At 57.9% G+C, this 21647-nt stretch carries 19 protein-coding genes; 13 read left to right on the forward strand and 6 right to left on the reverse strand.

Annotation, left to right across the window (positions count from 1 at the left end; translation table 11 throughout):
• Genes mrdA through lipB form a run of 7 tightly spaced genes read left to right on the forward strand, consistent with a single transcriptional unit; the run spans position 1 to position 7102 of the window.
• Complete coding sequence (mrdA, locus tag AC27HQ_RS04245) at positions 1–1869, forward strand: penicillin-binding protein 2 (RefSeq protein ID WP_487154751.1); 1869 nt, start codon at positions 1–3, stop codon at positions 1867–1869.
• Complete coding sequence (gene rodA, locus AC27HQ_RS04250) at positions 1866–3011, forward strand: rod shape-determining protein RodA (protein ID WP_487154752.1); 1146 nt, start codon at positions 1866–1868, stop codon at positions 3009–3011. Before mrdA ends, rodA begins: the two co-directional genes overlap by 4 nt.
• Positions 3012–3052: 41 nt before the next feature.
• Complete coding sequence (mltB, locus tag AC27HQ_RS04255) at positions 3053–4072, forward strand: lytic murein transglycosylase B (RefSeq protein ID WP_487154753.1); 1020 nt, start codon at positions 3053–3055, stop codon at positions 4070–4072.
• Positions 4062–4934, forward strand: coding sequence for a septal ring lytic transglycosylase RlpA family protein (locus AC27HQ_RS04260; RefSeq protein WP_487154754.1), 873 nt, complete (start codon positions 4062–4064; stop codon positions 4932–4934). The genes mltB and AC27HQ_RS04260 overlap by 11 nt, the downstream gene beginning before the upstream one ends.
• A 52-nt stretch (positions 4935–4986) precedes the next feature.
• Positions 4987–6180: a D-alanyl-D-alanine carboxypeptidase family protein gene (locus tag AC27HQ_RS04265; protein WP_487154755.1), complete on the forward strand. Its 1194-nt coding sequence runs from the start codon at positions 4987–4989 to the stop codon at positions 6178–6180.
• A gap of 17 nt (positions 6181–6197) precedes the next feature.
• Positions 6198–6473 carry an HP0495 family protein gene (locus AC27HQ_RS04270; RefSeq protein ID WP_487154756.1) on the forward strand — a complete coding sequence of 92 codons (276 nt, stop codon included), beginning with the start codon at positions 6198–6200 and terminating at the stop codon, positions 6471–6473.
• A complete protein-coding gene (gene lipB / locus AC27HQ_RS04275) occupies positions 6473–7102 on the forward strand; it encodes a lipoyl(octanoyl) transferase LipB (RefSeq protein WP_487154757.1) in 630 nt (209 codons plus the stop codon). The genes AC27HQ_RS04270 and lipB overlap by 1 nt, the downstream gene beginning before the upstream one ends.
• Here the strand turns inward: lipB and lipA are convergent.
• Positions 7099–8157: a lipoyl synthase gene (lipA, locus tag AC27HQ_RS04280; protein WP_487154758.1), complete on the reverse strand. Its 1059-nt coding sequence runs from the start codon at positions 8155–8157 to the stop codon at positions 7099–7101. The genes lipB and lipA overlap by 4 nt on opposite strands.
• 112 nt (positions 8158–8269) lie before the next feature.
• The gene (locus tag AC27HQ_RS04285; protein WP_487155012.1) at positions 8270–9517 is read right to left on the reverse strand and encodes a lytic murein transglycosylase; all 1248 of its coding nucleotides are present in this window, start codon (positions 9515–9517) and stop codon (positions 8270–8272) included.
• 325 nt (positions 9518–9842) lie between these two features.
• Between AC27HQ_RS04285 and AC27HQ_RS04290 the strand changes: the two genes are divergently transcribed.
• From AC27HQ_RS04290 to AC27HQ_RS04310, 5 genes are all read left to right on the forward strand, one after another.
• Positions 9843–10652 (forward strand): class I SAM-dependent methyltransferase, encoded by an 810-nt coding sequence (locus AC27HQ_RS04290; RefSeq protein WP_487154759.1) that lies wholly within the window; start codon positions 9843–9845, stop codon positions 10650–10652.
• Positions 10653–10693: 41 nt separating this feature from the next.
• Positions 10694–11992 carry a sialidase family protein gene (locus AC27HQ_RS04295; RefSeq protein WP_487154760.1) on the forward strand — a complete coding sequence of 433 codons (1299 nt, stop codon included), beginning with the start codon at positions 10694–10696 and terminating at the stop codon, positions 11990–11992.
• Complete coding sequence (locus AC27HQ_RS04300) at positions 11989–12594, forward strand: hypothetical protein (protein WP_487154761.1); 606 nt, start codon at positions 11989–11991, stop codon at positions 12592–12594. The genes AC27HQ_RS04295 and AC27HQ_RS04300 overlap by 4 nt, the downstream gene beginning before the upstream one ends.
• 253 nt (positions 12595–12847) lie before the next feature.
• Complete coding sequence (locus tag AC27HQ_RS04305) at positions 12848–14476, forward strand: SulP family inorganic anion transporter (RefSeq protein WP_487154762.1); 1629 nt, start codon at positions 12848–12850, stop codon at positions 14474–14476.
• Between the two features lie 2 nt (positions 14477–14478).
• Positions 14479–15360: a universal stress protein gene (locus AC27HQ_RS04310; RefSeq protein ID WP_487154763.1), complete on the forward strand. Its 882-nt coding sequence runs from the start codon at positions 14479–14481 to the stop codon at positions 15358–15360.
• 26 nt (positions 15361–15386) lie between these two features.
• On the opposite strand, the gene holA is transcribed toward AC27HQ_RS04310, so the two are convergent.
• From holA to leuS, 3 genes are read right to left on the reverse strand one after another with little or no spacing between them, the layout of a single operon-like run.
• Complete coding sequence (gene holA, locus AC27HQ_RS04315; protein WP_487154764.1) at positions 15387–16427, reverse strand: DNA polymerase III subunit delta; 1041 nt, start codon at positions 16425–16427, stop codon at positions 15387–15389.
• A gap of 6 nt (positions 16428–16433) precedes the next feature.
• A complete protein-coding gene (locus AC27HQ_RS04320; protein ID WP_487154766.1) occupies positions 16434–16979 on the reverse strand; it encodes an LPS-assembly lipoprotein LptE in 546 nt (181 codons plus the stop codon).
• A gap of 19 nt (positions 16980–16998) precedes the next feature.
• Entirely contained in the window at positions 16999–19605 is a 2607-nt protein-coding gene (gene leuS / locus AC27HQ_RS04325) for a leucine--tRNA ligase (protein ID WP_487154767.1), read from the reverse strand.
• Between the two features lie 296 nt (positions 19606–19901).
• Between leuS and AC27HQ_RS04330 the strand changes: the two genes are divergently transcribed.
• Entirely contained in the window at positions 19902–20177 is a 276-nt protein-coding gene (locus tag AC27HQ_RS04330; RefSeq protein WP_487154769.1) for a hypothetical protein, read from the forward strand.
• Here the strand turns inward: AC27HQ_RS04330 and lnt are convergent.
• The gene (gene lnt, locus AC27HQ_RS04335) at positions 20115–21623 is read right to left on the reverse strand and encodes an apolipoprotein N-acyltransferase (protein ID WP_487155013.1); all 1509 of its coding nucleotides are present in this window, start codon (positions 21621–21623) and stop codon (positions 20115–20117) included. The two genes, AC27HQ_RS04330 and lnt, sit on opposite strands and share 63 nt — an antisense overlap.
• Between the last annotated feature and the right edge of the window lie 24 nt (positions 21624–21647).

Below are 21647 nucleotides of genomic sequence, written 5' to 3' on the forward strand. Positions count from 1 at the left end.
ATGGCCAGACCCATTCAGCTTAAAGATCACTCCAACGATGCCCGGGTCGTCCAGCGTCGAGTGGCTTTGGCTGCAGTCGTGGTCATGATGCTGGTGGGTGTGCTTGTTGCGCGCATGTACTACCTGCAGGTCGTGCAGTACGAATATCACTCGACACTGTCGGAAAACAACCGTGTGCATGTGCAGCCGGTTCCGCCCGGCCGCGGGCGGATTTACGATCGTAATGGTGTGGTGTTGGCCGAGAACCGGCCCAGTTTCAGTCTGAATATCACCCGTGAACGGGCACCTGACTTGCAACAAACCTTTGATCTGCTGGGTAGGATACTGGGTTTGACTGCCGAAGAGCGTGAACGCGCGGAACGCCGCCTTAACCAGGGCCGTCGGCCCTTCGAGTCAGTGCCCGTCATGTTTGGTCTTAGTGACGAGCAAATTGCCCAGCTGGCGGTCAACCAATTTCGTTTGCCAGGCGTTGAAGTGCAGGCCAGCTTTGTTCGCTACTACCCGCTGGCAGAGCACTTTGCCCACGCGGTGGGTTATGTCGGGCGGATCAATGAGCAGGAGATGGCGCGTATCGACCAGGTGGCTTATGCCGGTACGCACTACATCGGCAAGACCGGTATCGAGCGTTATTATGAAGAACTGCTGCATGGCACGGTCGGCTATGAAGAGGTTGAAACCAATGCCCGTGGTCGCGTATTGCGTGTACTCAAACGCACTGACCCACTACCCGGCAAAGACCTGACCTTGCACCTGGATAGTCGGTTACAGGCCGTAGCCGAGCATGCACTGGGTAATCGGCGCGGTGCTGTTATTGCCATTGAGCCCAGCAGCGGCGGGGTGTTGGCCTTTGTCAGCCAGCCGGGCTTCAATCCCAATTTGTTTGTCACCGGTATCAGTCATATCGACTACGGCAATTTGCGTGATTCCCTGGATCAGCCGCTGTTCAACCGGGTATTGCGCGGCTTGTATCCGCCGGGCTCGACCATCAAGCAAATCGTTGCACTGGCAGGGCTGGATGCCGGCGTCACTACACGCACCAGCCGGGTCTATGATCCAGGTTTCTACCAGCTGCCCAATCACAGCCACCGTTACCGTAACTGGAACCGCTCCGGCGATGGCTGGGTGGATATGCGCTATTCGATTGCGCGTTCGAATGACACCTATTTCTATGATCTAGCCCATAAACTGGGCATCGACCGCCTGCATGACTATATGTCGCGCTTTGGACTCGGCACCCGGGTATCCATTGATATGTTCGAGGAGTCGCCCGGCCTGATGCCATCGCGTGAGTGGAAGCGCAATGCACGACGCGAACCCTGGTACCCGGGTGAAACCTTGATCACCGGCATCGGTCAGGGCTATATGCTGACGTCGCCGCTGCAGCTGGCACAATCCATTTCTCTGATCGCCAACCGAGGTATCTGGCACAGACCACGAATGCTTTTGCATGCTGAAGGGCAACTGCCGGATGAGACGGGTACCCCGGCGGATATCCAGTTGGGCAATCCGGATGACTGGCAGTTCATTATCGATGCGCTGGAGGATGTCATGCATGCCCAGCATGGTACTGCACTTAATTCAGCCCTTAATGCGCCTTATCGTATGGCTGGCAAAACCGGTACCGCACAGGTTGTGGCTATCGCTCAGGGTGAGCGTTATGACTCGCAGGCGTTGCAGGAGCGTCACCGCGACCATGCCCTGTTTGTAGGTTTTGCCCCGGTCGAAGACCCCAAGATCGCTATTGCCGTCATGGTCGAAAATGGTGAGTCAGGCGGACGGGTTGCTGCGCCGGTTGCCAGGGCGGTATTTGATGCCTGGTTGTTGCCCGACCCGGAACCAGTTGGTTTCATTGAAGAGGCTATGCCATGAAAGCCTTGTTTGGTAACGCCGCAAATGGGCGTGTTGGCCTGCAGCGCCGCACGCCTTTCTGGCAGCGCATCCATGTCGATCCCTGGTTGCTCTTGTTGATTCTGGTCCTGGCTACGGTAGCCAGTTTTATTCTCTATTCGGCCAGTGGCAGGAACATGGCGTTGTTGTATCGGCAGGGAGCGGCCTATTGTGTTGGCCTCGCGGTGATGCTGATCATAGCCCAGTTTCAACCACGCTTTATGGCGCGCTGGGTTCCAGTGGCCTATATAGGCTGTGTATTGCTGTTGCTGGCGGTATTGCTGGTGGGCACCGAGGCCAAGGGTGCGCAACGCTGGCTGACCATTCCGGGCGTCATGCGTTTTCAGCCCTCGGAGATCATGAAGCTGGTTATGCCCATGAGTGTTGCCTGGTACCTGGCCAGACGGCCATTGCCACCGAGTTTCAAGTACGTCTGCGGGTGCATGGCAATCATTTTGCTGCCGGTGGTCCTGATCCTCAGACAGCCGGACTTGGGTACCTCCTTGCTGGTGGCCCTGGCGGGCTTGTTTGCCTTGTTGCTGGCGGGTTTGCGCTGGCGATATATCCTTGGTGCTCTGGTCATGCTGGTGCCGTTGGCAACAGTCATGTGGTTTTTTGTCCTGCATGCCTATCAGAAACAACGCGTACTGACGTTTATCAACCCAGAGAGCGATCCGCTGGGTGCGGGTTGGAATATCATTCAGTCCAAGGCGGCGATCGGCTCAGGTGGTGTGTTTGGCAAGGGCTGGCTTCAGGGTACTCAGTCACATCTGGACTTTCTTCCTGAAGGCCATACTGATTTCATTATTGCCGTGTTGGCCGAGGAGTTCGGCCTGGTTGGTGTGTGTCTGTTGCTGGTGGTTTATCTGTTGATCATTGCACGTGGCATGGTCATCACCCTGCAAGCTCAGGATACCTTCAGCAAACTACTGGCCGGCAGCGTAACGCTGACCTTCTTTATTTACGTGCTGGTGAATATTGGCATGGTCAGTGGTCTGTTGCCTGTGGTCGGGGTACCCTTGCCACTGATCAGTTATGGCGGTACGTCGTTAGTCACCCTGTTGTCGGGTTTTGGCATTCTTATGTCTATACAAACGCACCGCAAATGGATGCTCCAGGGATGAGCTCCTTTACCTCCTCGCTTCTGCCAATTATGGGAACAACAATGCCTGTCAGCTTTTCAACTGTATGTCGTCAAGGTGCTATCGCCGCACTCTTTGGTCTCTTCAGTCCGGTTCTCTTGGCGGTGAATTACACCCTTGAACATCCGGCGGTACAGCCGTTTATTGATGAGATGCAAGCCGAACACGGCTTTGCCCCCGCCTATGTGCAGACCTTGCTGGCCGATGCCGAGCGCAAGGAGTCCATACTGACGGCCATCTCTACTCCGGCAGAGCGGGTCAGACCCTGGCACGAGTACCGGGCTATCTTCATCACTCAGCAGCGAATCGAGCGTGGGCTGGCCTTTTGGGATGAGCATGCCGAGGCGCTGGCGCGTGCCGAGCAGGAATACGGTGTAGAGGCAGAAATCATTGTCTCGATCATTGGCGTGGAAACCTTCTACGGCGGCAACAAGGGAGGGCACCGGGTCATTGATGCACTGACAACCCTGGGCTTCGACTACCCGCCGCGGGCCGACTTCTTCCGTCGGCAACTCAAGGCCTTTCTGGTGCTGACCCGTGAACAGCAGATGGATCCGCTGACATTGACCGGCTCCTATGCGGGTGCCATGGGTTTCCCCCAGTTCATTCCCAGCAGCTACCAGGCCTTTGCCGTTGATTTTGACAGCGACGGCAAGGTTGATATCTGGAATAACCCGGTTGATGCCATTGGTAGCGTAGCCAACTACTTCCGCGAACATAAATGGCAGTTGGGCGCTCAGGTTGCTGTACCGGCTGCAGTCAGCGGTGAGCGCTTTACCGAGGGGCTGACCATTGAGCAGGGCCTTGATGCGCGTCGAACGGTAGCGGAACTTCGCGCCCTGGGTTGGCAGCCCGCCACTCAGCTGGAAGACGCGCAAGCGGTTATGGCATACGAATTTGATGCAGGTGATCAGATGCAGTACTGGCTCGGCCTGGATAACCTGTATGTGATCACCCGCTACAATCGCAGTGTGATGTATGCGATGGTGGTACATCAGTTGGCCGACCTTATCCGCGAAGAGAGGGAAAAACATGCTCAGTAAGGCCTGCGGTGCTTGTTCCGCCCTGCTGTCGGCCGTGCTACTGACGGCCTGTTCCTCTGCGCCGGTGACACCCTCAGTTGGAGCGAGTGCCCCCCATGTGCCGGCTGTTCGGCCGTCGGTTGATGGTGCGCCGCAGTACCATGTTGATGTATCAAGCATTCCTGATGCAGTACCGACACCGCATAATGGCCCTTATAAGGCATCACCCTATACGGTGCTGGGACGGCGTTATGAGCCGATGCAGGATGGGCGACGTTACCGTGAGGAAGGTGAAGCCTCCTGGTATGGCACCAAGTTCCATGGGCAGCATACGGCCAATGGTGAGGTGTATGACTTGTATGGCATGACGGCAGCGCACAAGACTTTGCCATTGCCGACCTATGTGCAAGTCACCAATCTGGAAAACGGTCTTCAGGTGATATTGCGCGTCAATGACCGTGGGCCTTTCTATTCCGACCGTATTATCGATTTGTCCTATGCGGCGGCCAAGAAACTGGGTTTTGCCGAACGAGGTACGGCGCGGGTGCGGGTCGAAGGCATTGATCCGGTAGCCTGGCAGCAACAGCAGAACCCGGGCTATCTGGTCACGGCTGGCGCCGCCAGTTCGGCCCCGGCACCCGTGAGTGCGGGGTACTACCTGCAGGTCGGTGCTTTTGCTTCAGAGCAGTCTGCGGCGCAACTACGCAGTCAATTGCAAGCCAGGTTGAGCGATCCGGTATTTATCAGCCCGGTTCAGCGAAATGCCCAGACCTTGCATCGGGTCCGAGTAGGCCCGCTATCCAGTCATGCGGAGGCGCAGCGTTTGATCGATAGTCTGCGTGCAGCCAACCTGGGTAACCCGGCACTGGTGTCGGCCCAATAACCCGGTAGCCTTTATTCATAACTCAATTTTCACACCCAAGACAGTGAGCACCATGTTCAACAAATTGCCCCAAACCCTGCTGTTCTCCGCCACCCTGGTTTATGCCGCTTTCAGTTATGCGCAGGCTCCCAGGCCGGCACCGCCGACGCCACCGACTAATCCGCAGATCATGGCGGCGCCGCCGCAGATTGCCGCCTCCAGCTATATTTTGATGGATGCCAACAGCGGCGCCATTCTGGTCGAACATAATGCTGACGAGCGCCTGCCGCCAGCCAGCCTGGTCAAACTTATGACCAGCTACATCGGTAGCCTTGAATTGATTGAGGGCCGTGTCAGCGAGCAGGATGAGGTACTGGTCAGCGAGGAGGCCTGGCGCAAGGGCGGTTCGAAAATGTTTATCGAGGTCGGTGACCGTGTGCCCTTTATAGACCTCAAGCGTGGCATCATCATTCAGTCGGGCAACGACGCCAGTATCGCCATGGCAGAGCATATTGCCGGCAGCGAAGGCGCCTTTGCCGACATGATGAATAGCCATGCTGCCCGGCTGGGCATGAACAACAGCAACTTCACCAATGCCACCGGTTGGCCGGATGACAATCTGTATTCCACCGCCCGTGATATGGCGATTCTGGCCCAGGCGATTATCCGTGATGATCGTGAGTACTACCCGATTTACAAGGAAAAGGAATTCGTCTGGAACGGTATTACCCAGAGCAACCGCAATCGCATGCTGTGGCGTGACTCCAGTGTCGATGGTCTGAAAACCGGGCATACCGAAGCCGCGGGCTACTGTCTGGTGGCCTCGGCCGAGCGCGACGGCATGCGCCTGATTTCGGTGGTCATGGGCACCAGCAGTGATGCAGTGCGCACAGCGGAAACGCAGAAATTGCTGACCTGGGGCTTCCGTTTCTTTGAAACCAAGGCGTTTTACCAACCAGGCCAGGTGCTTTCCAGTGCGCGCGTCTGGGCGGGCGTCAGCGATCAGGTGTCAGTTGGCCTGGCTGATGGGTTGATGCTGACCTTGCCACGTGGCCAGGCGGAAAAACTCGATGCGGGCATCAGTCTGAACGGGCAAATCAGGGCGCCGATCGTCAGTGGTGACGTGCTGGGCGAGGTGGTGGTGCGTCTTGAGGGTGAGGTGATTCATACCGCGCCGCTTGTTGCCTTGGCCAATGTCGAGCAGGCTGGCTTCTTCGGTCGCCTGTGGGACAGCATCAAGCTGTTTTTCCTTGGTCTGTTCAACTGAGTCTGCAGGAGCCTGTGATGACCGATAAGCCGGTTGATGCCCCACGCATCGAATTTCCCTGCCGCTATCCGATCAAGGTGATCGGGACCGCCGAGGAGGGCTTTGCCGACCTGGTGGTGCGGATCGTTGAGCAGCACGCGCCAGGCGAGGAAACCCGTCTGATCGAGGTGCTGGACAGCAAGAACGGACGCTTTCTGTCGGTCAGGCTGGAAATTCATGCTACCGGCCCTGAGCAACTGCAGGCACTGCATGCCGAGCTAAAGGCGACCGGCAAGGTGCATATGGTGCTGTGATGACACCCCCTCTCCTGTGTCGTCGGCTAGGGCTGGTGGACTATTTGCCTACCTTGGAGGCCATGCGTCGCTTCACCGCTGAGCGGGACTGCAATACGCCGGATGAAATCTGGTTGTTGCAGCATCCTTCGGTCTTTACCCAGGGGCAAGCCGGCAAGGCCGAGCATGTGCTGGCAGCCGGGGATATCCCGGTGGTGCAGGTCGAGCGCGGTGGGCAGGTGACCTACCATGGGCCCGGCCAGTTGGTAGCCTACCTGTTGTTGGATATTCGCCGCCGGGACATGGGTGTGCGTGACCTGGTCAGTGCTATGGAACAGGCGTTGGTCAGTGTCCTGTCCGCTTATGGCCTCTGTGCTGCGCCCAAGGCGAACGCGCCTGGCGTATATGTTGGCGAGGCCAAGATTGCCTCGCTCGGGCTGCGCATCCGGCGCGGCTGCTCCTTTCATGGCTTGGCTTTGAATGTTGATATGGACATGCAGCCATTTCAGCGCATCAATCCCTGTGGCTATGCCGGTTTGGCAATGACACAGATGCGCGACCTGCTGCCGGCATCACCGTCCATGGCTGAACTTGAGATACGGCTTGAGCAGGCGCTCAGGGCGTCCCTGGATGTTACTGAGGCAGTCTAGTTGAGGCTGGTCAGAGGAATCAGGTTGGCAATCTTGGATTCAGCCTGCCCCGGCACTGCTGCCGGTTCGGCCAGACCCAGATTGTTCTTTTCGAATACCCGATCGGCACGGTAGCTGGAGCGTACCAGTGGACCTGCCGGAACTTCCATGAAGCCTTTGGCCAGGCCAATATCACGGTAACGGTTGAACTCCTCGGGGCTGACCCAGCGCTGCACCTGCAGGTGATTGCGGGTCGGTTGCAGGTACTGGCCAAGGGTGACGATATCCACGCCAATGGCGCGCAGGTCATCGAAGGTCTGCAGGATTTCCTCGTCGGTTTCACCCAAGCCCAGCATTAGACTGGTCTTGGTAATGACCTGCGGGCGATGCTGCTTGGCATGGGCCAACACCCGCAGAGTCTTTTCGTAGCCAGCACGTGGGTCACGCACCACATGGGTCAGGCGTTCTACTGTTTCAACGTTCTGGGCAAAGACTTCCAGCCCTGAATCGACCACCCCTTCGATAGCCAGCAGATCCCCGTCAAAGTCAGGGGTCAGGGCCTCAACCACAACCTCGGGGGTTCGGCGTTTGATGGCTCTTACTGCCGCCGCATAATGCGCTGCACCACCATCCGGTAAGTCGTCACGGTCAACCGAGGTCAGGACGATATAACGCAGGCCCATGAGTTCGACGGATTTTGCCGTGTTTTCTGGTTCATCCGCATCCAGCCAACCGTTCGGATTGCCGGTATCAACGGCGCAAAAACGGCAGGCCCGGGTACAAACCGAGCCCATCAACATGATGGTAGCGGTACCGTTGGACCAGCATTCGCCCATGTTCGGACAGTGCGATTCCTGGCAGACGGTACTCAGTTTGTGTGAGCTGACATTACGTTTGACCGCTTCAAATCGTTCACCACTGGGCACTTTGGCTCTAAGCCATTTCGGCTTGGGTTCGAAGCCTTGTAGCGGAGCGCTGGCAGAGCGCTTTTTCTGACCATCCTTGATCGCAGTAATGCCCTGTGCAGTGCGGAATTTTTCACCGCTGGCGACGGGTTTTGAAGGTTGGTCAGTCATCGAAGAACAGAGCTCCTGTGAGGCGGATCTGTGGGCGGCAACCGACCAGGCTGCCGGCAGCGTGCGGTGCAGTTTATCACAGGCTCCGGTGCCGGACAGTCTCCGCCAAAGCTTATTGGCGGAGCTTTTCCAGCAAGGCCAGGGTCGGATAGCCATCTGCTGGCCAGCCCAGGCTGACCTGCAGTCGACGAATAGCCTGGCGGGTATTGGCGCCGATGATGCCGTCAATGCCGCCAGGCTCAAATCCGCTGGCTTGCAGGCGCTCCTGCAGTTCCAGACGTTGACTGCGTGACAGGGGTTCATCATCGACTGGCCAGCTGCCGATGACTGTGTCCTGGCCTTTAAGCTGGCTGGCCATCAGGCCAATGGCCAGGGCATAGCTGGTGGAGTTGTTGTATTGCAATATGCTGCGGAAATTCGCCAGTACCAAAAAGGCCGGGCCACGGTGTCCGGCGGGCAGCAGCAGGCTGGCCTGCTGGCTGTCGAGGTGGTCGGACAGCGCGCTTTGCTTGGCATCCAGCAAGCCGAGCTGACGCCATTCACTGATGGGTTTGCGGATGCTGGTGTCGGCCAGCGTGTAGTCGAAGGCATCCGGTAGATGCACTTCAAAACCCCAGGGTTGCCCTGTCTGCCAGCGCGAGCTGCTCAAATAGTTGGCCGCAGAGGCCAGCGCATCGGCTGAGGCGTTCCATATATCGCGTTTGCCATTGCCGTCAAAGTCCACGGCATGGCTAAGGTAGGTGGTTGGAATGAACTGGGTCTGACCCATTGCGCCAGCCCATGAGCCAAGCATGGCTTCGGGACTGATATCGCCTTGTTGCAGAATTTCCAAGGCCGCGATCAGTTGGGTATGGGCAAAATCCGGGCGCCTGCCCGCATGGGCCAAAGTGGCCAGTGAGCGGACCACCTGTCGGTCACCCATATTGCCGCCAAAATTGCTTTCCAGGCCCCAGATGGCCACCAGCACATGACGGTCAACCCCATAGCGTTGTTCTATCGCTTCCAGTGTGCTGGCGTGGCTGCTCAACAGTTGTCTGCCGGTAGCCAGACGCTGCGGCGAAATGGCACTGTCCAGGTAGGCCCAGACGGGACGAGTAAATTCCGGTTGACTCTGGTCGGCGCGCAGGACGGCCGGGTCCGGTTGAACACCCGTGAATGCGCGGTCAAACAGGTCGGCAGCGATACCCTCAGCCAATGCCCGACCACGGAAGTCGCGTTGCCAGTCGGCAAAGCTGGTTGCCGATACCGTATCCTCGACGACAGGGACAGGTGAGGCTGTCAGAGATCCGCTGAGACTGCCGGCCAAGAGGCCCGTGAATAGGGTGGCAAGGGCAGTCTGGCGGCGCAGCGGTGCTGACATGAATGGCATGATGATTTTCCACATTGTTTTCAGGGGGCAACTTTAGCATGCAGCTCAGGGCAATGGAGATTGAAATAAGCCTGACGGACTGCTGTGAACTGGCTGTTGCCGGCAGTCGGTGTTAATCTCAGCGCGCTGTAAACTGAGTTCTGCAACCCTTGCAGAGTCGATTGTATCTCCGTATTGCGATCAATGGGTTTGACTTGGATAGCGCTTGAAGTTCAGTGCAGAATCCATTTGCCTTGGCAATGAATCGCGTAATCCGCCATATCAGCGTCTGGCTTGATTGCTGCCTGAAGATTGCTTCAGAAACAGGGACCAGGATATGACCCATCACCTTGTGTCGCCCGAGCAGATTGCCGAGCGACAGGAATTGGTAATGCGCCGGGGATTGGCGCAATGGCCGCAGGAAACACCAGGAGAAACAGTGCAGGTAAGCGCCTTCGCAGAGTGGCTTGGCTCTCTGGAGTCTTCCACTTTACTCGAGCACCCGCATTTTCCGCTGTTACTGCCGGTTGATGCCGGCTTCAGTCCGCGCATGGCCTGTTACTTTTCCCTGGGCGATTACGAACAGGCTGACTTGCAGTTGATTGACCAACTGATACAGGCCGGGGACAGGGTTGTGGAATGCGGTGGCGGGGCGGGGGTGACCGGCAGTTTGGCAGGCATGCGTTCTGGCCGTCCGGTGACCGTTGTTGAACCCAATTCGCAGATGCACGGACAAATCCAGGCGACATTCGCCGCTAATGGCCAGCAGTTGGAGTTGATTGATGCTGCCGTGGTGCCGGATAGCTTCGCCGGGAACAGGATTGAGCTCGGCTTTTACCCTGAGTACTGGTGGAGCAGCAGTCTGACACCCGCATTGGCCGATCGTTGCGAAGACGTGCCGGCCCTACGCCTGGGTGAGGTGCTGGCGCGTTTGCAGCCATCGGTGCTGATTCTCGATATCGAGGGTGGGGAATTGGGCTTGTTCCCAACCAGGCTGCCGGATCAATTGCGTTTGTTGATGGTCGAGATTCACACACCTGATATTGGCGAACTGGCGACCGTTGAACTGGTCAATAGCATTCTGGCTCAAGGGTTTGTATTGCGCCGCCTGTTGGCTCAAACCTGGGTGTTTGAGCGCAGTAACTGACGTACCAATGGATCGTTGAATTGTCCATCTGAAAAGAGAATATGGCTTTGATAAACCTGCAGTCTGATTTATCCCGCTTCAAGTGGCCCTTGCTCCTTTTTGCCGCCTTGCTCTTTGTCCTGGTTGCCTGGTTGAATCCATCCTATCAGATGGCCGGATTCGCCAATCCTGCGTTCCCTGCGGCCGAAGCAGACGGGCAACCCATGATTGAGCGGCGCTTTGTCTCCAGCGATCTTGACGAATTCGTGCACTCGTCATCGATCACCGAGCTCAAGGGCGGTGATCTTCTCAGCGTCTGGTTTGCGGGTAGTCGCGAGGGAGCAGCTGACGTCAATATTCGAGCTGCACGCTATGACCACAGCAGCCGTGAGTGGAGTGATGAGTTTATTCTGGCGAGCCGTGAGTCCACTCGCAACGCGGTCGGCAAACCCATACGCAAGCTGGGAAATCCTGTGGTAGCGCTGGCCCCGGATGACCGTCTGTGGCTGTTTTATGTCTCGGTTTCCCTGGGAGGCTGGGCAGGCAGCGCTATCAATGCCCAGTATTCGGATGACATGGGTGTCACCTGGACCGCTCCCCGGCAACTGGTTACATCGCCCTTTATCAATATCAGTACGCTGGTCAGAACGGCGCCGGTGTTTCATGCTGACGGCTCAATAGGTCTGCCTGTTTATCACGAGTTTCTCGGCAAATTTCCCGAGTATCTGTATCTGGACAGTGACGGCCGGATCCTTGACAAGTTTCGCATAGCCGACGGTACCAACAGTCTGCAGCCCACGGTGGTACCGCTGGATGATCGGCGCGCGGTAGCACTGCTGCGTAACGCCGGTCGTCGAGGCCATGTGCTGGCCAGTATCACCGAGGATGCCGGACAAACCTGGACCGAGGAATACGACGTGGCCCCCTGGAATCCCAACTCATCGTTGGCGGCGGTTCGTTCACACCGTGATACCTTGCTGGTTGCGCAGAATAATCTGGTGGATGGTCGGTTTCGTCTGACCTTGGATGAGGCCAGCTTCAGTCTGGAGCAGTGGACTTTGGTCAATACCCTGGATGAATCGACAGACCAGGAAGGCGACCTGATTCCGCTGGAGCAATACGCGCCCTTGTTGCGAGACAAGTTTCTCGACGCCAGTGGGCGCAGTCGGCAGAAATTGGTGGATGATTACATGACCTTGTTTGAGGCCAGGGTGTGTCGTCACGGGCTCTGTGATTTCGATTACGAGTACCCCTATATCATTCGCAGCCAGGATGGACTGTTTCATCTGGTGTACTCCTGGAACAACAGTTTCATCAAGCATGTCACCTTCAATACCGCCTGGCTGGAGTCACAGCAATGATTATCGCAAGCTGGCAGTCCGTTCTGACCTTTGCCCTGTTGGTATTTTTGCTGTTACCTCTGGGCAGGTTGCCCAAGGGCTACCGATTGTCCGTTCTCTTTGCCCTGTTACTGGTGGCATTGGTTCCGCTGTCCACGGGCCTGACTCTGGCTGGGTTGTTACGCGGCTTGACTGACGATCTGGCTATCACCACCATGATCTGGTTGGTGATTGCAGTATCGATACGCCTTGGATACGTGCAGCCTATGGGCGCAAAGGAGAAGTGGCCTTTGTGGCTGGGGTTTGGCGTGCTGGGTTTGGTGCTCTATCCGGCGGCCATGGGGGTGGGCATGTTTGACACCTATCGCTGGGGCTATCATCCACGGCTGCTGATCGTCGCCGTTGGCGCCTTGACCCTGGCGTTTTTTGTGCTCAGGTCCTACCTTGGTATTCTTATGCTGCTGGTCGCCAGTCTAGCCTTCCTGCTGGATATCAAACCGTCCAATAACTACTGGGATTACCTGCTGGATCCCTTTTTGGTGATCTACTGTCTGGGTGCCCTGGTGGTTCAGTGTGTTCACGCAGTCTGGCAGCGTGTGACGCCTGCTCGGTCTGCTGCTTAGGCCGTATGATTGGCCCCGGTCATGGCCGGGGCTGGCTCGGCGTGTTAAAGTGCATGCCCTTTTCAAACACCCCGGTCAGATTGTGCTGAAGAAATGCTTTCTTGGCGTCACGCCACCTTAGCCCCGGAACACCCATTCCGCCGGCTACCCGCCTGCGTTTTTACTCCAAGCCTTTGCCAGCCTCTGCGGTCAGACAGGACTGCTTGTCTTGCTGGTTTGACTGATACTCTGGTTGTTCGTACGGATAATCCCCATGACGTTTTTTAATAATGTTCGCGCCCAATGGTTTTCCAATATTCGCGGTGATCTGCTGGCCGGTATTGTGGTAGCCCTGGCACTGATTCCCGAGGCCATTGCTTTTTCAATTTTTGCCGAAGTAGATCCCAAGGTCGGCCTCTACGCCTCCTTCTGTATTGCCGTGGTGATTGCCTTTACTGGCGGTCGGCCGGGCATGATTTCCGCTGCCACTGGCGCCATGTCGCTGTTGATGGTTACGCTGGTGCGTGACCACGGCCTGCAGTACCTGCTGGCGGCCACCATTCTGTGTGGCATTCTGCAAATTGCCGCGGGTTATCTGCGAATGGATAGTCTGATGCGTTTTGTATCACGCTCGGTAGTAACCGGTTTCGTCAATGCATTGGCAATTCTTATTTTCCTCGCGCAGTTACGTGAACTGGACAACGTGACCTGGCATGTTTATGCCATGACGGCTCTGGGCCTGGCGCTGATATACGGTATGCCCTGGCTGGGCAGACAGACTATTCCCGGTATTGGACTCTTGACCCTGATCCTTGGCTTTGCGCTGATTGCTGCAACCGTTCAACTGTGGATGGGCGCAATGATGCTGGCTGTCGGGGCTGCACTGTTTTTGCTGTTGTTTCGCTGGACCCGTGACCTGGTAATACCGTCTCCGTTGATCTGCATAATGTTGTTGACCGGTCTGGCCATGTACCTTGGTCTGGATATAGGCACCGTTTCCGATAAGGGCGAACTGCCCGATACCTTGCCGATCTTTCTCTGGCCAGATGTGCCTTTGAATCTTGAGACCCTGGCAATCATCTTTCCCTATTCGGCAGCGCTGGCCGTTGTGGGTCTGCTGGAGTCGATGATGACCGCTACCATTGTCGATGATCTGACCGATACCTCCAGTGACAAGAACCGCGAATGCAAGGGTCAGGGCATTGCCAATATTGGTGCGGGCTTGATGGGCGGCATGGCCGGTTGCGCCATGATCGGCCAGTCAGTCATTAACGTGAAGTCGGGTGGTCGAACCCGGTTGTCCTGTTTCACTGCCGGTGTGGTGCTATTGGTCATGGTGGTTTTTCTCGGTGACTGGGTTGGTCAGATTCCCATGGCGGCACTGATTGCGGTGATGATCATGGTATCGATCGGTACGTTCAGCTGGGATTCACTGATCAACCTGAAAAAACACCCGTTATCGACGAATATCGTCATGGTCGCTACGGTGGTGGTGGTGGTGGCAACCCATAATCTGGCCTACGGCGTTCTGGTAGGGGTGTTGTTGGCGGCGCTGTTCTTTGCCAACAAGATGGGGCATTACTTGCACATTGGTAGTCAGGTCGAGAGTCATGGTCGCCAGCGCAGCTACACTGTGGTGGGGCAGGTGTTCTTCAGTTCTTCGGACAAGTTTGTTGCTGCCTTTGATTTCAAGGAAGCCCTTGATAAGGTGATTATCGACCTTAGTCGGGCGCACTTCTGGGATATCACGGCGGTCGCCGCCCTGGACAAGGTGGTGATCAAGTTCCGCCGCGAGGGTACTGAGGTCGAGGTGCTTGGCCTGAACGAGGCCAGTGCCACCATCGTTGACCGTTTTGCTGTGCACGACAAGGCAGATGCCGTCGACAAGCTGATGGGTCACTGACCATGGTTAATAACAAGGAGAATGCTGTGACCACTGCCAACGTTCTGGCCTGCATCGATGGTTCACGCTCAACACCGGCGGTCTGTGATTATGCTGCATGGGCCAGCCTGCGGCTGAATGCGCCCCTGGTCTTTCTGCATGTGCTGGATCATTCGCAGTTTCCGGTGCAAAGCGACCTGTCAGGCAATATCGGTCTCGGCAGCCGCGAGCATCTGTTACAGGAGTTGGCTGAGCTGGATGAAAAGCGCGGCAAGCTGATGCGCGAGCAGGGCCGGCTGATGCTGGAGGCGGTGGTCGAGCGTGCCATTGCTGACGGTGTGGCCGAGCCGGTCACGCGCCAGCGCCACGGTGATCTGGTCGAAACGCTGGCGGCGTTGCAGGGTGAGATTCGTCTGCTGGTGATGGGTCGTCAGGGCGAGGAGGGCGACAGTGTCGGCCAGCATGTGGGCAGCCACCTGGAAAGTGTTATTCGCACCCAGCACAAGCCGATTCTGGTCACCGCCGGTGGGTTCCGTCAGCCACGCCGTGTGATGCTGGCCTTTGATAATGGCTCGAGCACCCGCAAGGGCATCGAGATGATCGCTGAAAGTCCCCTGTTTCAGGGGCTGCCAATACACCTGTTGATGGTGGGGGCCGACACCAATGATGCCTGGGAAGCGCTGAACGCAGCCAAGGCTCGTTTGGAAAAAGCCGGTCATGACGTGATTGCCAGTATCCGCGCTGGCGATGTCGAGAAAACCCTGCTGGGCTATGCAGAGGAGCATGACATCAACATGATCGTCATGGGCGCCTATGGCCACTCGCGCATTCGCCAGTTTTTTGTCGGCAGCACCACCACCAGCATGCTTGCCAGTACTTCGCGCCCGCTGTTGCTGTTGCGTTGAAGGTGAGGTGAGGTGCTAGAGGTTATTCAGGCCGTGCCGCCGTCAAGAATGGCAAGGCCACAGACCGCCAGTGCCAGACGGGTCAAGCCGTCCCAGGCTGAGCCGGGCTGCTGCCCTTTGATCTGCTCGTCAATTGACTGGGCATCGCGTAGCCAGCGTTCCCAGGCAGTGGTTGGGTGCCGTTGCAAGGCTTGCGTCAGCAGTGGTTTGCGTTTGTCCCAGACCGGTGGGCGCTGACTGGAGAAAATCCGCTCCAGCGCCATGCCGCGTTGCAGGTCCATGGCCATGGTCGCCAGGCTGCGGATCTCGCGGCTCAGTGCCCAGAGAATGATCGGCGCTTCAACGCCTTCGCCGCGCAGCCCCTGAAGAATCCGCAAGGCCTGTTCTGCATCACCCTTGAGTAGGGCATCAGACAGATTGAAGACATCGAAGCGGGCGCTGTCGGCCACCACCTGTTGCACGGTATCGAGATCCAGTTTGCCGTTGCTGCAGAACAGCTTGAGTTTCTCGATCTCCTGGCTGGCCGCCAGCAGATTACCTTCAACCCGAGCACTGAGCAGATCAATGGCCTCCGGACTGGCGCTGATGCCGGCACTGGCCAGTCGATCGCGCATCCAGCCGGGTAGCTGATGGGCTTCAATGGGCCATATCTGGATAAAACAGCTATGGGCGTGTTCGATCAGGCCCTTGGCCCACTTGCTGCGCTGGGTGCTGCCATCCAGTTTGGGTAACAGAATCAGCAGTGTGGTGTCTTCCGGTGGTTGCTCGAGCCACTGCAGGAGGGCCTTGCCGCCCTCATCACCGGGTTTGCCGCCGGGAATCCGCAACTCGATCAAACGCTTCTGTGCAAATAGCGACAGGCTATGGCTGACATCATGCAACTGGCCCCAGTCAAAGCTGCGCTCGACATGAAAGACCTGACGCTCTTCACTGCCGGCCTGGCGGCAGGCCAGGCGAATGCGGTCAGCGATTTCACCACTCAACAGCGGATCATCACCGCTGACCACATAGACCGGCGACAAACCCTTGTCGAGCAGCCGTTCAAGCTGGGCCGGGCTGGCTTTCATGCGCGATTATCGCGCCTGCTGGTCAAGGGCCTGTTCACGGCTGGCCAGTTCGCTCTCGCTCAGGCTGGACAGGCGAAACAGCATTTGTCGGGTCAGGTCGCGACGCATTTCGCGCTGCAGCAGTTGCTCTTCTTCACTGCTGCCGATGATGTTGTCCTTGTCGTTGACGAACACCCGTTGTGCGCTCAGGGTTTCCGGACCAATCAGTGCGCGGCCCTGTTTGTCGCTGACCTGGAAGGTCAAGCGACTGGTCAGTTCCAGCTCTGCAGGCGTAGCACGACTGGTGTAGCTGACGACATCGCGTGATTGGCTTTCATCCAGCAGTTGCAAATGATAGTTGGCGCTGTCAGACAAGCGTACGCCGTCGATTTCCAGCGCCTCGCGGACCTGCATGTAGGTCTGGCCATAACTGTTGCGCGCACTCAGACGCAGCTCTTCGAGTTGCACATTGTCAACGCCGGTGCCGCGCAGCTGAAAGCCGCAGGCGCTGAGCAGCAGGCTCAAGGCAATGACCGAGGTGCCCAGCAATTGGCGCGTGTAGTTCAGGGACATGGTGCTTCTCCGTTGCATCTTAATTGGCGACAATATTGACCAGCTTGCCGGGAACGACAATCACCTTGCGGATCGTCAGGCCCTCGGTATAGCGCAGTACGTTTTCATTTTCCCGGGCGACTGCTTCGACCTGTTCACGGCTGATGTCGGCGGGCACCTCGATCTGTCCGCGGAGCTTGCCGTTGACCTGAATGACCAGTTGCAGACTGTCCTGCACCAGCGCCGAGGCATCCAGAGCCGGCCAGGTTGCATCAATGATCAATTGATCATGGCCAAATGACTGCCACAGCGCCTGACTGATATGCGGAGCGATGGGGGCCAGCAGCAGGGCTACGGTATTCAGCCCTTCCTGCAGCAGGGCGCGATCCTGCTCGCTGTCCTGCTGAGCCTTTTCCAGCACATTCATCAGCGTCATTACCGCCGCAATCGCGGTGTTGAACTTGTGATGCTGGCCAATATCCTGGCTGGTCTGGCGGATCGCCAGATGAATGGCCCGGCGCACATTCTTTTGCGCCTCGCTCAGGCTGCTAAGATCGAGATCAGTGGTTTTGCCAGCCGCTACATGTTGACTGGCCAGACGCCAGACCCGGCGCAAAAAGCGGTGTGCCCCTTCAACGCCTGAGTCGGACCACTCCAGACTCATGTCTGGAGGTGAGGCAAACATCATGAACAGGCGGCAGGTATCGGCGCCGAACTGGTCGATCATGGATTGCGGGTCAACACCGTTATTTTTGGATTTGGACATTTTTTCAATGCCACCAATCTCCACCGGCAGGCCGTCACTGGCCAGACGTGCGGCGGTGATCTTGCCCTTGGCGTCGCGCTCGACCTCAACGTCGGCCGGGTTGAACCAGCTCTTGCTGCCGTTATCCTGCAGACGATAGTAGGTTTCCGCGATCACCATGCCCTGGGTCAGCAGGTTCTTGAACGGCTCGTCGCAGTCGACCAGGCCCTCATCGCGCATCAGTTTATGGAAGAAACGCGCATACAACAGGTGCAGAATCGCATGCTCGATACCGCCAATGTACTGGTCCACCGGCAGCCAGTAGCGTGCGGCTGCCGGGTCTATCATGCCGTCGGTAAAGTGAGGTGAGGCATAGCGGGCGAAATACCAGGAGCTTTCCACGAAGGTATCCATGGTATCGGTTTCGCGCTTGGCTGCCGCGCCACAACGCGGGCAGGTACATTCATAGAATTCGGGCATTCTGGCCAGCGGGCTGCCCGCACCATCCGGGATCACGTCTTCGGGGAGCACTACCGGTAGTTGATCTTCGGGTACCGGGACATCACCGCAGCTGTCACAGTGGATGATCGGGATCGGACAGCCCCAGTAGCGCTGGCGGCTGATGCCCCAGTCGCGCAGGCGGAACTGGGTGCGAGGGCTACCCAGATCCTTCTGTTCCAGTACGTCACCAATGCTGGTAAACGCGCTGGAGAAATCCATGCCGTTGAATTCATCGGAATTGATCAGCTCGCCTTTTTCCGCGTAGGCCTCCTGCCAGGGTGCGGGCGTCAGATCGCCTGCGGAGGTGCGGATAACTGGTTTGATCGGCAGTTGGTATTGCAGGGCAAAGGCAAAATCGCGCTCATCATGGGCTGGAACCGCCATCACTGCGCCTTCGCCATAGCTCATCAACACATAGTTGGCGACCCAGACGGGGAGTTTCTCGCCGGTCAGCGGGTGCTCGACGAACAGATTGGTTGGCATCCCCTTCTTTTCCTGGGTAGCAATATCGGCTTCGGCGACACCGCCACGTTTGCACTCCTCGATAAAGGCCTGCAAGGCTGGATTCTGAGTGGCGGCAATGCTGGCCAGCGGGTGTTCGGCGGCAACCGCGACATAGGTTGCGCCCATCAGGGTGTCAGGGCGGGTGGTAAAGACCTTGAGCTTGCCGGCCTGGCCAACGCTGGCCTGGTCATAGGGGAAGTGCACTTCCATGCCGACCGACTTGCCGATCCAGTTGCGCTGCATGGTCTTGACCTGCTCGGGCCAGCCGGGCAGGTTATCCAGCGAGCTGAGCAACTCCTCCGCATAATCGGTAATGCGGAAGTAGTACATCGGAATTTCACGTTTTTCGATCTCGGCGCCGGAGCGCCAGCCCTTGCCGTCGATCACCTGCTCGTTGGCCAGCACGGTCTGGTCAACCGGATCCCAGTTCACTGTGCCGTTCTTGCGGTAGATGATGCCTTTCTCGAACAACCGGGTGAACAGCCACTGCTCCCAGCGGTAATACTCCGGGGTGCAGGTAGCAAATTCGCGCGACCAGTCCATGGCCAGTCCCAGGCTTTTCAGCTGGTTGCGCATGTAATCAATGTTCGAATAGGTCCAGGCAGCCGGGGCGACCTTGTTGTTCATCGCCGCATTCTCCGCCGGCATGCCGAAGGCATCCCAGCCCATGGGCTGCAATACATTGCGGCCCTGCATGCGCTGGTAACGGGCAATCACATCGCCAATGGTGTAGTTGCGTACGTGCCCCATGTGCAGCTTGCCGCTGGGGTAGGGGAACATCGACAGGCAGTAGAAGGTCTCGCGATCGGGCGTTTCATGAACTTCAAAGGCCTTGCGCTTATCCCATTCGGCCTGGACGGCAGCTTCAATATCGCGGGGTGAATACTGTTCTTGCATGGTTGGGGTGTCTGTACTCGATGAACATTGGGTAATGCGCACGGGCGGCCTTGGCATGACAGGGGGTTGCCCTGATTGGGTGATGCCGGCTGCCGGAATTATCTGCACATAATGAAGTCCGCAGGATACACCACCCGGCCCGCTGCAGGTAGCCCATGCCATTCGTCGCCAGCTGCATTGCGCATCCTGTCAGGGACTATGCTCTAGGGAAGCGGAAGGATTTGTTAAGCGCGTCCCTGGGTAACAGGCTTGGTGTCGCCTGCTCCAGGTCAACTCGGTAGTAGAGGGGGTGTTGCATGAAAGGGTTGGTACCCGTGCCGCTGGTGGAATGGCCCCGGGATTCATCCTATGGGCGTTTATTGCGCAGGCTTGATCAGGCGTTGGACATGGCACGCACCCGAGAGTGGCTGAATGGCCGCTCCCAGGTCATTACCGAACTGGAACTCAATGGTTTGAGTCCCGAGGATCAGCAATTGCTCTGGCGTATCATCAACGCGCTCGGGGTTGACTCAGCGATTACGCCTGCGCAGTACCAGACTGAGCAGCAGGCACATCACTGCCGTGGCGGTTAGCGGCAGGCTGCCCCAGCGTAAAAACGGGCTGAGGCCCTCGCGCGGCTGAACCCAGCCGTTCAGCACGGCGGTCTCGAATTGGGGGATCTGTGCGCGGATGCGGCCATTGTGATCAATTATCGCGGTCACGCCGTTATTGGTTCCTCGAATCATCCAGCGTCCACTTTCGATGGCCCGCATGCGGGCTATCTGCAGGTGTTGCAGCGGACCAATAGAATCACCAAACCAGCTGTCGTTGCTGATGGTCAGCAGCAGCTCGCTCTGTGCCGCCAGGCGTGCGGCAAAGTTCGGGTAGACGGTTTCATAACAGATGAACGGCGCAACACGGTAGCCCTTGACCTGCAGCGGTGCCTGGTCAGACGGGCCCCGGGAAAAACTCGACATGGGCAGGTCGAAGAAGGCGATCAGGCCGCGCAGCCAGTCCTCCAGCGGCACATATTCGCCGAAGGGTACCAGTTTGTGTTTCAGGTAGTGATTGTCCACTGAGCCGGCGACCATGATGGCGTTGTAGATACGCATCTGGTCCCCTTCCCAGGTATCGAGTGGGATGCCGGTGATCAGGCTGGTGCCCTGTTGCGCCAGGTTGGCAGCCATGCCGTCGGTGAAATGCTCGGCACTGCTCTTGAGGACGGGTACCGCGGTTTCCGGCCAGACAATCAGATCAACCTGACCTTGGGCATAACTCAGGTCGCGATATTGGCTCAGGGTCTGCTCGATATGCGCGGGATCCCATTTGCGCGACTGCGGGATATTGGCTTGAACCAGGGCTACTGAGAGCGGTTCGCCGGCTGGTCGAGTCCATTCGATCTGTTGCAGAGCGCTGCCGCCCAGCCAGATCAAGGCCAGCAAAGCGGCGACGCTCAATCCATAGCGCAGCGAGCGCCAGAGGCGGTGTTCGACCAGCAGGCAAGCGCTGAGAACGCTCAGCCAGGTCAGCAGCCAGACCCCGCCCACCGGTGCCCAGCCAGCCAGCCAGGTATCGGTGTGCATATAGCCGCTATACAGCCAGGGGAAGCCGGTGAGAAACCAGCCGCGGAACAGGTCCTGTATCAGCCACAGGCTGGCGAAGGCGAACACGGCTAGCCAGGGTTGCTGTTCAGGACGCAGCCAGCGTGCCCAGAGCCAGGCCATCAGCGCCGGTACCAGTGCCAGGCCGCCAACAAACAGGGCGGTCAGCAGGCCGGCCAGCAAGGGGTGGGCGTAGCCGTGCACGTGAATGCTGATATAGACCCAGGATACGCCGCTGGCAAACAGCCCCAGTCCCCAGAACCAGCCGCGCAGGGCCGCCTGTCCGGCTGGCAGATGCTGGAGGCCGATGTAGAGTGCGGCGATGGACACTAGCGCCAGTGGCCAGAGGCCAAAGGGGGTAAGGCCAAAGGTGGTCAGTGTGCCCGCCACCAGCATGGCGACATGGCCTGGCCAGCCCGGTGCTGTCAGGCGCTGCAAAAGCGGTTGCAAGCTGGGCATGAC

This window comes from Halopseudomonas sp. 4NH20-0008 (genome assembly GCF_057548395.1).